This window comes from Cellulosimicrobium sp. TH-20, from assembly GCF_002105775.1.
GTDB classification, from domain to species: Bacteria; Actinomycetota; Actinomycetes; order Actinomycetales; family Cellulomonadaceae; genus Cellulosimicrobium; species Cellulosimicrobium funkei.
Genome location: NZ_CP020857.1, coordinates 2,814,039 through 2,826,881, shown reverse-complemented (window position 1 = coordinate 2,826,881; position 12,843 = coordinate 2,814,039). Strand labels below are relative to the sequence as shown.

The 12,843-nt window shown below is 73.5% G+C and carries 10 protein-coding genes, 1 tRNA gene and 1 pseudogene; 3 read left to right on the top strand and 9 right to left on the bottom strand.

Annotation, left to right across the window (positions count from 1 at the left end; translation table 11 throughout):
- Positions 1-146: 146 nt before the first annotated feature.
- Together rpsA and B8281_RS12470 are read right to left on the bottom strand one after the other, a co-directional pair.
- Entirely contained in the window at positions 147-1,628 is a 1,482-nt protein-coding gene (gene rpsA, locus B8281_RS12475) for a 30S ribosomal protein S1 (protein WP_021483115.1), read from the bottom strand.
- 217 nt (positions 1,629-1,845) lie between these two features.
- On the bottom strand, positions 1,846-2,871 hold the full coding sequence (locus tag B8281_RS12470) for a 6-phosphofructokinase (protein ID WP_034651013.1): 1,026 nt from the start codon (positions 2,869-2,871) through the stop codon (positions 1,846-1,848).
- 203 nt (positions 2,872-3,074) lie between these two features.
- Between B8281_RS12470 and B8281_RS12465 the strand changes: the two genes are divergently transcribed.
- Positions 3,075-3,932, top strand: a complete 858-nt coding sequence (locus B8281_RS12465; protein ID WP_034651011.1) for a class I SAM-dependent methyltransferase — start codon at positions 3,075-3,077, stop codon at positions 3,930-3,932.
- Positions 3,933-3,942: 10 nt separating this feature from the next.
- Here the strand turns inward: B8281_RS12465 and polA are convergent, their stop codons facing one another.
- Positions 3,943-6,648: a DNA polymerase I gene (polA, locus tag B8281_RS12460; RefSeq protein WP_085387879.1), complete on the bottom strand. Its 2,706-nt coding sequence runs from the start codon at positions 6,646-6,648 to the stop codon at positions 3,943-3,945.
- Between the two features lie 100 nt (positions 6,649-6,748).
- Here polA and B8281_RS12455 point away from each other — a divergent pair, with 100 nt between their 5' ends.
- On the top strand, positions 6,749-7,132 hold the full coding sequence (locus tag B8281_RS12455) for a hotdog fold thioesterase (protein ID WP_043651213.1): 384 nt from the start codon (positions 6,749-6,751) through the stop codon (positions 7,130-7,132).
- Between the two features lie 37 nt (positions 7,133-7,169).
- Here the strand turns inward: B8281_RS12455 and B8281_RS12450 are convergent, their stop codons facing one another.
- Positions 7,170-7,835: a GNAT family N-acetyltransferase gene (locus tag B8281_RS12450; RefSeq protein ID WP_157837895.1), complete on the bottom strand. Its 666-nt coding sequence runs from the start codon at positions 7,833-7,835 to the stop codon at positions 7,170-7,172.
- Positions 7,836-8,070: 235 nt separating this feature from the next.
- Complete coding sequence (locus B8281_RS12445; protein ID WP_051027466.1) at positions 8,071-8,691, bottom strand: ANTAR domain-containing response regulator; 621 nt, start codon at positions 8,689-8,691, stop codon at positions 8,071-8,073.
- 190 nt (positions 8,692-8,881) lie between these two features.
- Between B8281_RS12445 and B8281_RS12440 the strand changes: the two genes are divergently transcribed.
- Positions 8,882-8,955 (top strand) — tRNA-Leu (locus B8281_RS12440).
- A 33-nt stretch (positions 8,956-8,988) separates the two neighbouring features.
- Here B8281_RS12440 and B8281_RS12435 read toward each other — a convergent pair.
- The 4 genes and pseudogenes from B8281_RS12435 to pyk all read right to left on the bottom strand — a co-directional run bounded on the left by B8281_RS12435 (position 8,989) and on the right by pyk (position 12,840).
- Positions 8,989-9,657, bottom strand: a complete 669-nt coding sequence (locus tag B8281_RS12435; RefSeq protein ID WP_170963559.1) for an alpha/beta fold hydrolase — start codon at positions 9,655-9,657, stop codon at positions 8,989-8,991.
- Between the two features lie 313 nt (positions 9,658-9,970).
- Entirely contained in the window at positions 9,971-10,327 is a 357-nt protein-coding gene (locus B8281_RS12430; RefSeq protein ID WP_034651007.1) for a hypothetical protein, read from the bottom strand.
- Between the two features lie 58 nt (positions 10,328-10,385).
- Positions 10,386-11,252 (bottom strand): annotated as a pseudogene (locus B8281_RS12425) (DNA polymerase beta superfamily protein).
- A gap of 157 nt (positions 11,253-11,409) precedes the next feature.
- Complete coding sequence (gene pyk, locus B8281_RS12420; RefSeq protein WP_021480418.1) at positions 11,410-12,840, bottom strand: pyruvate kinase; 1,431 nt, start codon at positions 12,838-12,840, stop codon at positions 11,410-11,412.
- Positions 12,841-12,843 lie beyond the last annotated feature (3 nt).

The following is a 12,843-nucleotide window of genomic DNA, read 5'->3' as shown; positions in this document are numbered from 1 at the left end:
GTCCGGGGCCGTTGACGGACCAGGACCACCTGGTCGGCGCCGTGAGCGCCAGGGCACGTGCCGGACATGGCGAAGGCCCGCCACCCCGAGGGGTGGCGGGCCTTCGTCTGCTCAGCGTGGCGTCCCGCGCGGGGCCGCCGGCCGGGTCAGTTGCCCGTGAGCTTCTCGCGGAGCGCGGCGAGCGCCTCGTCCGACGCGAGCGTGCCCGTCGCCTCGGCGGCCGGGGCCGACGAGTAGGACGTGCTGGAGGACGACGAGCTCGAGGAGCTCGTGGTCTCGCCCGACGCGGCGTCGTAGTCGGCCTTGACGGCCTCGGCGACCTGCTTGCGGTGCGCCTCCCAGCGCTCGTGCGCCTTGGCGTACTCCGCCTCCCACGCCTCGCGCTGCGCCTCGAAGCCCTCGAGCCACTCGTTGGTCTCCGGGTCGAAGCCCTCGGGGTACTTGTAGTTCCCCTGCTCGTCGTACTCGGCGGCCATGCCGTAGAGCGCGGGGTCGAAGTCGTCCGACTCCGGGTCCACGCCCTCGTTGGCCTGCTTGAGCGACAGCGAGATGCGGCGGCGCTCGAGGTCGATGTCGATGACCTTGACGAAGACCTCGTCACCGACGTTGACGACCTGCTCCGGCAGCTCGACGTGGCGCACGGCCAGCTCCGAGATGTGCACGAGGCCCTCGATGCCGTCCTCGACGCGCACGAACGCACCGAACGGGACGAGCTTGGTGACCTTGCCCGGGACGACCTGACCGATCGCGTGGGTCCGGGCGAACGTCTGCCACGGGTCCTCCTGCGTCGCCTTCAGCGACAGCGAGACGCGCTCGCGGTCGAAGTCGACGTCCAGGACCTCGACCGTGACCTCCTGGCCGACCTCGACGACCTCGGACGGGTGGTCGATGTGCTTCCAGGACAGCTCGGAGACGTGCACGAGGCCGTCGACGCCGCCGAGGTCCACGAACGCACCGAAGTTGACGATCGAGGAGACGACACCGGGGCGCACCTGGCCCTTCTGCAGGGTCTGCAGGAAGGTGGAGCGGACCTCGGACTGCGTCTGCTCGAGCCAGGCACGGCGCGAGAGGACGACGTTGTTGCGGTTCTTGTCGAGCTCGATGATCTTCGCCTCGATCTCCTTGCCGACGTACGGCTGGAGGTCGCGGACGCGACGCATCTCCACCAGGGAGGCCGGGAGGAAGCCACGGAGGCCGATGTCGAGGATGAGACCACCCTTGACGACCTCGATGACGGTGCCGGTGACGACGCCGTCCTCCTCCTTGATCTTCTCGATCGTGCCCCAGGCGCGCTCGTACTGGGCGCGCTTCTTGGACAGGATCAGACGGCCTTCCTTGTCCTCCTTCTGGAGGACGAGGGCCTCGACCGCGTCGCCGACGTTGACGACCTCACCGGGGTCCACGTCGTGCTTGATGGACAGCTCGCGGGAGGGGATGACGCCCTCGGTCTTGTAGCCGATGTCGAGGAGGACCTCGTCGCGGTCCACCTTGACGATCGTGCCTTCGACGATGTCGCCGTCGTTGAAGTACTTGATGGTCGCGTCAACGGCGGCGAGGAAGTCCTCCTCGGTGCCGATGTCGTTGACGGCAACCTGGGGTGCGGACTTCGCGGGGGTAGAGATGGTCATTGAGTTCGATGCTCCGATGCGGACAGGTGTAGTCGAGCGGGTAGGGTTTTCGGCGCGTCTCCCGCCGACGCCCCCGGACGCTCCGGCGTCATGGTCGACGTCGTGGCTCGGGATGAAGGCAGGCGCAGCGCACCGCCGTCCACCTTATCCGGGTGTCACCCCGGCGGTCAACGCGTCTTGCGCGCCCCGCCGGGGCGTCCCGACTACCGGTTCCACGTCACGCGAGCACGCGGGCGACCCGCAGCAGCTCCTCCGGGACCCGCTTCGGCCGGCCCGCGACCTCCGCGAGCGGCACGAGCTCGACCCGCTCGCCCCGCAGCGCCGTCATGACGCCCGACGTCCCCGCGCTCACGGCGTCCACGGCCGCGACGCCGAAGCGGCTGCCGAGGATCCGGTCGGTCGGCGTGGGCTCGCCCCCGCGCTGCACGTGGCCGAGCACCGTGAGCCGGGTGTCGAACCCGGTGCGCTCCGCGATCTCGGCGCTCACGCGCTCCCCGATGGAGCCGGCGACGATCTCCCCGAACCGGCCGAGCTGCTGCGTGAACTCCATCGACGACCCCTCGCGCGGCACGGCGCCCTCGGCCACGACGACGATCGAGAAGTTCGCGTGCGCGCGGTGCCGGTGGCGGAGGAACTTCACGACCTGGTCGATGTCGAACGGCTGCTCCGGCGCGAGCACGACCTCGGCGCCGCCGGCGATGCCCGCGTTGACCGCGATCCAGCCGGCGTGGCGGCCCATGACCTCGACCACCATGACGCGGTTGTGGCTCTCCGCCGTCGTGTGCACGCGGTCGAGCGCCTCCGTCGCGATGTTCACGGCGGTGTGGAACCCGATCGACAGGTCCGTGCCCTCGACGTCGTTGTCGATCGTCTTGGGGATGGCGACGATCTTCACGCCCGCCTCCGCGACGCGGCTCGCCGCGTGCAGCGTGCCGTCGCCGCCGATGCAGATCAGGGCGTCGAGGTGCTCGGCCTCGACCGTCGCGAGCACGGCGTCCATGCTGCCGTCCTCCTCGCGCGGGTGGAACCGCGCGGTGCCGAGCAGCGTGCCGCCCACGGGCAGGACGTTCCGGATGTCCTGGCGGCCGAGCGGGTGCACGTCGCCGTCGACGACGCCGCGCCAGCCGTTGCGGAAGCCGATGATGGTGTGCCCGTACTCCCCCGTCCCCTGCTTGACCACGGCCCGGATCGCCGCGTTCAGCCCGGGGCAGTCGCCCCCGCCGGTGAGAAGTCCGATGCGCACCTGTTCCTCCGTCTCGTCGTCGCGTCGCGCGGCCTCGCGCGCATGCCGGGCGTCGACGGAGGTGCCGACCTCCGCGGCACCGCGTCGCCCTCAACCCTAGCCACCCCCGCGCGACGGGTCATCGCCCGTCCCGGTCCGCGGGCACGCCGACGACCAAGGTCCCGACCGGACGGGCCGTGCGGCGGGACCGGGAGAATGGGGGCATGAGCGCGTCCTCCTCGCCCGAGCCGCCCGTCGTCGCGCCCTCGGGCGCGACCCCCGGTCCGACCGCCGACGCCGGCTACCGCGACGTGCCCGCGACCGAGGGCGGCCGCGCCGGCCGCGGCTGGTGGGACGCCAACGCGCAGGAGTACCTCCACGAGCACGGGGCCTTCCTCGGCGCGGCGGACTTCTGCTGGTGCCCGGAGGGCCTGCGCGAGCGGGACGCGCGGCTGCTCGGCGACGTCGCGGGGCGCCGGGTGCTCGAGGTCGGCGCGGGCGCGGCGCAGTGCTCGCGCTGGCTCGTCACGCAGGGGGCGGAGGTCGTCGCGACGGACGTGTCCGGCGGCATGCTCGCCGCGGGGGCGGCGCTGGACCGGGCGACGGGCGTGCGCGTCCCGGCCGTCCAGGCCGACGCGCGCCGGCTCCCGTTCGCCGACGCCACGTTCGACGTCGCGTTCACCTCGTTCGGCGCGATCCCGTTCGTGCCCGACGCGGCGGCCGTCCACCGCGAGGTCGCGCGCGTGCTGCGGCCCGGCGGCACGTGGACGTTCTCGGTGACGCACCCGACCCGGTGGGCGTTCCCCGACGACCCGAGCGAGCACGGGCTGACCGCGAACCGGTCCTACTTCGACCGCCGGCCCTACGTCGAGACCGACGCGGCCGGCCGTGTCGTCTACGCCGAATACCACCGCACCCTGGGCGACCACGTGCGCGAGGTGGTCGCCGCCGGGCTGGAGCTGCGCGACGTCGTCGAGCCCGAGTGGCCCGCCGACAACGCCGAGGTGTGGGGCGGATGGGGACCGGTGCGCGGCGCCTACCTGCCCGGGACGGCGATCTTCCGCACGCGCCTCCCGGGCTGACACGCGCGGGTCAGTGACCCGCCTCGTGCCACGTGGCGCCGACGCCGACCGAGACGTCGAGCGGCACGTCGAGGTCCGCTGCGGCACCCATCTGCGTGCGCAGCACCTCCTCGACGGCGTCGCGCTCTCCCGGGGCCACCTCGACCACGAGCTCGTCGTGCACCTGGAGGAGCAGCCGTGAGCGCAGCCCGCGCTCGTCGATCGCGCGCTGCACGTTGAGCATCGCGACCTTGATGATGTCGGCCGCGCTGCCCTGGATCGGCGCGTTGAGGGCCATGCGCTCCGCCATCTGGCGGCGCTGCCGGTTGTCGCTCGTGAGGTCCGGCAGGTACCGGCGGCGCCCGAGGATGGTGGCCGTGTAGCCCGTGGCCCGCGCCTCGTCGACGACGCCCGTGAGGTAGTCGCGCACGCCGCCGAAGCGCTCGAAGTAGTCGTCCATGAGCTTCTGGGCCTCGCCCACCTCGATGGTGAGCTGCTGCGAGAGCCCGAACGCCGACAGCCCGTACGCGAGGCCGTACGACATCGCCTTGATCTTCGAGCGCATCGCGGGCGTGACCTCGGCCGCCGGGACCTCGAACACGCGCGACCCGACGTAGGAGTGCAGGTCCTCCCCGGACCGGAACGCCTCGATGAGACCCTCGTCGCCCGAGAGGTGCGCCATGATGCGCATCTCGATCTGGCTGTAGTCGGCCGTCATGAGCGTCTCGTAGCCCTCGCCGACGACGAACGCGCGCCGGATGCGCCGGCCCGCCTCGGTGCGGATCGGGATGTTCTGGAGGTTCGGCTCGGTCGAGCTGAGCCGGCCCGTCGCCGCGATCGTCTGCTGGAACGTCGTGTGGATGCGGCCGTCGTCGGCGACGGACTTCAGCAGCCCCTCGACCGTCTGGCGCAGCCGCGACGCGTCGCGGTGGGCGAGCAGGTGCTCGAGGAACGGGTGCTGCGTCTTGACGAAGAGGTCCGCGAGCGCCGACGCGTCGGTCGTGTAGCCCGTCTTGATCTTCTTCGTCTTGGGCATCCCGAGCTGGTCGAACAGCACCTCCTGGAGCTGCTTCGGGGAGCCCAGGTTCACCTCGCGCCCGATGACGGCGTAGGCCTCCGACGCGGCGGTCGCGACGAGGTCGCCGAAGTGCTGCTCGAGCTCGCGCAGGTACGTGACGTCCGCCGCGATGCCGCGCTGCTCCATGCGCGCGAGCACCTGGGACAGCGGCAGCTCGAGGTCGGCGAGGAGCGTGGTGGCCCCCCGGTCCTCGAGCTCGCCCGCGAGGACCTCGCCGAGCTGGGCGACGGCGAGCGCGCGCACCGCGTCGCGCTCCTGCTCGCCGCTGCCGTCGAGCGAGAGGTCGAGCGCGCCCTGCGCGTCGTTGCCCGCCTCCGTGTCCGGGCGCAGCTCGCGGTGCAGGTGCCGCACGACGAGGTCGCCCAGGTCGTACCCCCGCTGGTCGGGGTGGCACAGGTACGCGGCGAGCTCGGTGTCGAACGTGACGCCCGCGAGGTCGTAGCCGCGCGCCGCGAGCTCGTGCCAGGCCGACTTCACGCCGTGCACGACCTTGGGTCGCTCCGGGTCGGCGAGCCACGCGGCGAGCGCCTCGTCGTCGGCGCCTGCGACGTCGGCGAGCTCGAGCGCGACGGCCGCCCCGGCGTCGTCGGACACCGCGAGGCCCCACGCGTCCCCGCCGCCCGGCACGACCTTGCCGGCCACCTCGACGCCCAGCGGGCGCGTGCCGTGCTCGGCCAGCCAGGCGCCCAGGCCCCCCGGCAGGACGTCGGCGAGCGCGACGTCGAACCCCGCCTCGGCCGCGACCTCGCCCTCGGGGGCGATCGCGAAGAGCCGGTCGCGCAGGGCGCGGAACTCCAGGGCGTCGAGCACGCGGTGGGCGGCCTCGCGGTCCCAGGGACGGGTCGCGAGGTCGTCGGGGCCGACGGGCAGCTCGAGGTCGCGCAGGAGCGCGTTGAGCTGCCGGTTGAGGCGGACCTGGTCGAGGTGCGCCCGCAGGTTCTCCCCCGCCTTGCCCTTGATCTCGTCCGCGTGGTCCAGCAGGCCGTCCAGGTCGCCGTACGCCGTGATCCACTTGGCGGCCGTCTTGGGACCGACGCCGGGGATGCCCGGCAGGTTGTCGGACGTCTCGCCGACGAGGGCGGCGAGGTCCGGGTAGCGCTCGGGCGGCACGCCGTACTTCTCGACGACGGCGGCGCTGTCCATGCGCGCGAGCTCGGAGACGCCCTTCTTCGGGTAGAGCACCGTGACGTCGGGGCCGACGAGCTGGAACGAGTCCCGGTCCCCCGAGCAGACGAGCACCTCCATCCCGGCCGCGGCCCCCTGCGTCGCGAGGGTCGCGAAGATGTCGTCCGCCTCGTAGCCCTCGCGCTCGAGCGTCGGGATGTGCAGCGTCTCCAGGATCTCCTTGATGAGCGGCACCTGGCCCCGGAACGGTTCGGGGGTGGACTCCCGCGTGCCCTTGTAGCTGGGCAGGATCTCGGTGCGGAAGGACTGGCGCCCGGCGTCGAACGCGACGGCGACGTGCGTGGGCTCCTCGTCCCGCAGGAGGTTGATGAGCATCGAGGTGAACCCGTAGACCGCGTTCGTGTGCTGCCCCGTGGTCGTCGAGAAGTTCTCCGCCGGGAGCGCGAAGAACGCGCGGTAGGCCATGGAGTGTCCGTCGATGAGCAGGAGGCGAGGTCGCGCGGAGGTCGTCACGGGTGCCAACCTATCGCCCATGACCCACACGCACGGTTCCGACCAGAACGCCGCCCCGACCGGGACGCCGACCCCCGCCACCCCGTCGACACCCGACGTCCCGCGTCACGCCTACGAGGCGATGGGCCTGCGCACCGAGGGGACGCTCATTGAGCGCATGGGCATCGAGCTGGGCGAGGTGGGGGCCGACCGCGTCACCGCACGCATGCCCGTGGCGGGCAACACGCAGCCCGCGGGGCTGCTGCACGGGGGCGCGTCCGTCGTCCTCGCCGAGACGCTGGGGTCCATCGCCGCGCAGCTGCACGGCGGGCCCGGGCGCGCGGCCGTCGGCATCGAGGTGAACGCGACGCACCACCGGGGCGTGCGCGACGGCTGGGTGCACGGCGAGGCGGTCGCGGTGCACCGCGGGCGCACGACGGCGAGCTACGAGATCGTCGTGTCCGACGACGAGGGTCGCCGCGTGTGCACGGCGCGCCTCACGTGCATGATCCTCGCGCAGGGCTGACCGGGGCGACGCCGGTCGCAGGGCGCGGGAGCCCGGCTCAGCCGGGCAGGGTCTCGCGCGTGTCGGCCGGCGTCACCACGCCCGCACGGCGGTTGTACTCGGCCTGGAACTCGCGCAGGTCGACCGGCCCCGACATCGTCTCGGTGCGGGCGCGCCGACGGCGCGCGATGAGGTCCTCGAGAGAGCGGGTGCCCCGGCGGGCCGGGGTGAGGTCGGCCGCGAGCCGTCGCTGCAGGACCGCCGTCGAGACGACGCGGTGCCCGGCCACCGGGCCGAAGCCCAGTCGCGCGAGGAAGCGCTGCACGCCGCGGGAACCGGGGATGGGCACGGAGTAGACGTGCGTCGCGCCGGACGACGCGGCGAGCTCGGCCGTCGCGCTGAGGAGCGCGTGGCCCACGCCGCGCCGCCGGGCGTCCTCCCCCACGTACACCGCCTCGACGTACAGGCTCGGCTCGTCCGCGAACAGGTGCGGGTCGAGCACGCGAGCCAGGACGAACCCGACGGGGCGGCCGTCGTGCAGGGCGACGAGCACGTTGCCGCCGGGCAGGGTGAGCAGCACCGACAGGTGCCGGACCAGGCGGTCCTCGTCGGGCGCGCAGATCTGCGCCCCGGACGCCGACTCGCGGCGTGCCTCCGAGCACAGCACAGCGATCCCCGGCAGGTCGTCACCGACCGCGGGCCTGACCTCCACTGCTGGGCGCACTGCGCTCCTCCTCGTTCGCACCGTGGGACCGGCGGCGGCACCGAGGGACGTGGGGCGTGAGAAGGTCCACGTCGCTCGGACAGCACCGTCGGCCGTCGACATGAGCACTACGTGGCGACCGTGTTCACCGCCCCGGAACTGCTGGACGCCAGTCCAAGACGATAGCCCGCCCGGAGCCCCGTGACAAAGGTCCTGATCAGGACCCCCGCGCGGCGCACCGGGCGCGGCGGGCGGCTCAGGCGCCGCCGACCTGCTCGATGACGGCGTCCGCGACCTCGCGCATCGTGAGGCGGCGATCCATCGACGTCTTCTGGATCCAGCGGAACGACTCCGGCTCGGACAGGCCCATCTTCGTCATGAGCAGGCCCTTCGCGCGGTCGACGCGCTTGCGCGTCTCGAAGCGCTCCGCGAGGTCGGCCACCTCGGACTCGAGGGCCGAGATCTGCGAGTAGCGCGAGATCGCAATCTCGACCGCAGGCAGCAGGTCCGCCGGGGTGAACGGCTTGACGACGTACGCCATGGCGCCGGCGTCGCGCGCCCGCTCGACGAGCTCCGCCTGCGAGAACGCCGTCAGCAGGACGACCGGGGCGGCGTGCGCCTTGCCGATCTGCTCCGCCGCGGAGATGCCGTCGAGCTCGGGCATCTTCACGTCCATGACCACGACGTCGGGCTTGAGCTCGAGCGCCAGCTTCACCGCCGTCGCGCCGTCGCCGGCCTCACCCACGACGTCGAACCCGGCGTCCCGCAGCGTCTCGACGACGTCGAGACGGATCAGGGCCTCGTCCTCCGCGACGACGGCGCGGCGCGCGGCGCGACCCGACGGGGCGGGGGCGGCGGCGGGCTCGGGCTCGATCATCGGGGGCAGGTCGAGCGGCTGCTTGTCCTCGGGCTGCGCTGTCTGGTCACTCACGGGACTCATCGTAGTGCGCCGCACCGGGTGCCGCCCCCGCGTTTCACCCTCCGAGGAGTGTGATTCTCGTGAAGGCGCGCGCGTGTGGTTCGATGGTGCCCGCGCGGCGGAGCCCGGCTGGACACCTCCGCGCGCGGCCCCGGTAGCCCAACCGGCAGAGGCGTTCGGCTCAAACCCGATCCAGTGTGGGTTCGAATCCCACCCGGGGCACCCCTCATCTCGGCAGGCGTACGGTGCTCGACGTCACGGCTCCTCGCGGTCGAGGAAGTCCCGCGTCGTCGTGACGAAGGACTCCACGCTGGAGTACGGCAGCCCGTGCGGAGCCCCCGGGACCGTGACGAGCCGCCCGTCGGGCAGCGCGTCGACGAGTCGGCGGGCCCACGTCCCCGAGACGAGCGGGTCGCGGTCCCCGACGACCACGAGGACGGGCTGCGTGATGCTCTGCACCAGGTGGCTGACCTCGGCGCGGCGCGCCTGCTTCAGGGCCCGCACCGCCGCGACCGGACCGGCACGCAGGTAGTCCACGACGGCGATCGGCAGCAGCGACCACCTCTCGCGCGGACCGTCGAGGAGCAGGCGCCACGCGCTCTGCCACCACCGGGGGTGCTCCGGGTCCCGGGAGGGGCCGACGAGGACGACCCGCCGGACCAGGTCGGGCCGCTCCGCGGCGAGATGACTGACGATCTGGCAGCCCAACGAGTGCCCGACGACGTCCGCGCGCGTCATGCCGAGCCCGTCCATCCAGCGGGCCACGACGTCCGCCATCTCGGCCATCGACGGCAGGTGCGGCGGACGGCCGCTGCGCCCGACGCCCGGCAGGTCCAGGGCGGCGGTGCGACGGTCCGTCCCGAGCCGGCGGACGCCCGGCTCCAGGTACCGCGTCGACAGCGCGAGCCCGTGCACAAGGACCACGTCTGCGGGTACGGTGCGACCCTCCGGGCGCTCTGCCCGGTCCGGCTCCGCGACGACGGAGTACACCCGCACCCCGTCGATCAGGTCGTATCGCTCCTGGAGGGCCGGAAGGACCGTGCTCCCCGAGGAGCGCCCGCGCCGGTGCGCTCGGGCCACGACGGACCTCGCTCTCCCACCGTCGACCGGTGGCTGGATGGTCAGCACCGAGCGGACGCCGAGCGCTGGGCCCAGGGTAGAGGGCGAGGACGAGCGGTGCCGCGGGACTCGGGACGGCACGGACGGACCGCGGGCCCCGCGCACGGACCGACGCCGTCTAGAGCTCGGGCCGCGCCGTGTCCAACACGACCGCCTCGCGCGCGGCCTCCCGGGCGGCGGCGCTCGCGTCGCGCGCCGCCTGCCGGGCGATCGCCTCGTCGCCGAGGAGAGCGGCGGAGTGCGCGACGGTCGCGGACGTCAGCGCGTCCTGCGCGCTGCGTTCGGCGGCCTCCGCCACCTGCTGGACCTGCTCGCACACGGTGGCGGCCGCCTCCGCGGTCTCGCGCGCGTCGCGGCGCGCGACGAGCGCGCGGAAGGTCGCCTCGCGCGCGGCGGCCGCCGCGCCGTCGGCGTCGGGGTCGCTCGCCGCCGCGTACAGGTCCTGGTCGACGTCCTCGATCTGGTCGCTGGTCACCCACGTGAGGGTAGGGCCGACCCGCCGCGCTCGCTCGAGCGAGGCGCGCGCCCGTCGGTCACCGCCACTCCCCCGACGCGGCGCCCGGCGCGCCCGCAGCCGTCGTCGACCGCGACCCCGCCGGGCCGTACCGCGCGACCGCCGACCGGAAGAACTCCCCCGCCACCGAGCGAGCGGTCAGGGCCCCGGCCCCCGCCACCGTCACGGCCGCCGTGGCGGCGGCGAGCTCGTCGTCGACGAACCGGCGGAGCACGGCCGGGACGGGGCCCGCGCCCATCTCGCGCGAGACCGCCTTGAGCGCGACGAGCCCGGACGCCTCCTGCACCACCGCGCTCGGTGCCTCGCCCTCGTCGAGCAGCGTCGCGAGGCGCATGGGCGGGACGGCGTCCGGCCGCACGCGCAGCCAGCGCAGCGTCGCGGCCGGGCGCAGGACGTAGAAGAGCTTCTTGAGCGGCACGTCGTCCGCCGTCCACCAGCGCTCCCGCTGGCCGAGCGCGACGTGCAGGTAGTGGCGCCGCACGGTGTCGCGGTCGACGACCCGCTCGGCGAGCGCGAGCAGGTCCGCGCGGAACGCGGGGTCGCCGCGGTAGACGATCGGCGAGCGCAGCCACTCCAGCAGCGTCGCGTTCCCGCGCACGAGCAGCCGCACGGCCTTGACGAGGTCCCACCCGTTGACGTCCAGCACCGCGTCGAGCGGCGTCTCGACGACGTCGCGCCGCGGCCAGGGGTCGAGGTAGTCGGCCCCCGGGCGCACGTACACGAAGCGGCAGTCCTAGTCCGAGTCCGGCGACGGGAACCCCCACGCGCGGTTGCCGCTCTCCACCGCGAGCGGGACCGCGACGCCCTCGTCGCGCACGACGGCGTCCAGCCGCGCGTCGACCCGACGCACGACCGCGGGGTCCAGGGACGCAGGCACGGCTCGCATCCCGCGAGGGTAGGGGCGCGCCGGGGGCCGTGTCGCGGGCTTTCCCGGGCGCGCAGGACGACCGACGGCGGCGCCCCCGCGCAGGGGGCGCCGCCGTCGGGCAGCACGAGCGCCCGTGGCGGGCGCGCGGCGTCAGCTCCGGTGAGAGCTCCGGACGTCAGTTCCGGGTGTCGGAGTGGTCGCCGATCTTGTGCACGAGGATCGAGTTCGTCGTGCCCGGCTGGCCCACGGGGGCGCCGGAGACGACGACCACGAGGTCGCCGACCTCGGCGAGGCCGTTGGCCTGCAGGGTCGTGTCGACCTGGCCGACCATCGCGTCGGTGTTCTCCACCTCGGGCACCTGGTACGTCTGGGTGCCCCACGTGAGCGACAGGACGTTGCGCACGTGCTCGCGCGGCGTGAACGCGAGCAGCGGGATGGACGAGCGCAGGCGCGACATGCGGCGCGCCGAGTCGCCCGACTGCGTGAACGTCGCGAGGTACTTCGCACCGAGGATCTCGCCGATCTCGGCCGCCGCGCGCGTGATGGCGCCACCGCGGGTGTGCGGCGTCGAGCCGAGCGGCGCGATGCGCTCGCGGCCCGCCTCCTCCGTCGCCTCGATGATCCGGGCCATCGTCTGGACCGTGAGGATCGGGTACTCGCCCACGCTCGTCTCGCCCGAGAGCATGACCGCGTCGGCGCCGTCGAGGACGGCGTTGGCGCAGTCGGACGCCTCGGCGCGCGTCGGGCGCGGCGAGTTCGTCATGGACTCGAGCACCTGCGTGGCGACGATGACGGGCTTCGCGTTGCGACGCGCGAGCTCGACGATGCGCTTCTGGACGAGCGGCACCTGCTCCAGCGGAAGCTCGACCGCGAGGTCGCCGCGGGCGACCATGACGCCGTCGAACGCGTCGACGATCTCGGCGAGGTTCTCGACGGCCTGCGGCTTCTCGATCTTCGCGACGACGGGGACCGTGCGGCCCTCCTCGTCCATGATCCGCTTGACGTCCTCGAAGTCCTTCGCGGACCGCACGAACGACAGCGCGATGATGTCCGCGCCGAGCGCGAGGGCCCAGCGCAGGTCGTCCTGGTCCTTCTCGGAGAGCGCCGGCACGGAGACGGCGACACCCGGGAGGTTCAGGCCCTTGTTGTTCGACACCGGGCCGGCGACCTCGACGCGCGTGACGACGCGCGGGCCCTCGACGGCGGTGACGCGGACGAGCACCTTGCCGTCGTCGATGAGGATCGGGTCGCCGACGCGGGCGTCGCCCGGCAGGCCCTTGTGCGTCGTGGAGACGAGCTCCTTGGTCCCGACGACGTCCTCGGTCGTGATCGTGAAGGTGTCACCCTCCTCGAGCCAGTGCTTCTCGTCGCCCGCGAAGCGGCCCAGACGGATCTTCGGCCCCTGGAGGTCGACGAGGACGGCCACGGAGCGGCCCGACTCGGCGGCGGCCTCGCGCACGCCGTGGTAGACGGCCGCGTGCTCCTCGGCGCTGCCGTGGCTGCGGTTGATCCGCGCCACGTCCATGCCCGCGTCGACGAGCGCGCGGAGCTGCTCCTTCGACTCGGTCGCGGGTCCGATGGTGCAGACGATCTTTGCTCTGCGCATATC

Excerpts from the sequence above, each read along its gene's own strand:
- rpsA (WP_021483115.1), bottom strand. The coding sequence starts at position 1,628 with ATGACCATCTCTACCCCCGCGAAGTCCGCACCCCAGGTTGCCGTCAAC.
- B8281_RS12465 (WP_034651011.1), top strand. The coding sequence starts at position 3,075 with ATGAGCGCGTCCTCCTCGCCCGAGCCGCCCGTCGTCGCGCCCTCGGGC.
- polA (WP_085387879.1), bottom strand. The coding sequence starts at position 6,648 with ATGGGCGATAGGTTGGCACCCGTGACGACCTCCGCGCGACCTCGCCTC.
- B8281_RS12455 (WP_043651213.1), top strand. The coding sequence starts at position 6,749 with ATGGGCCTGCGCACCGAGGGGACGCTCATTGAGCGCATGGGCATCGAG.
- B8281_RS12445 (WP_051027466.1), bottom strand. The coding sequence starts at position 8,691 with ATGATCGAGCCCGAGCCCGCCGCCGCCCCCGCCCCGTCGGGTCGCGCC.
- pyk (WP_021480418.1), bottom strand. The coding sequence starts at position 12,840 with ATGCGCAGAGCAAAGATCGTCTGCACCATCGGACCCGCGACCGAGTCG.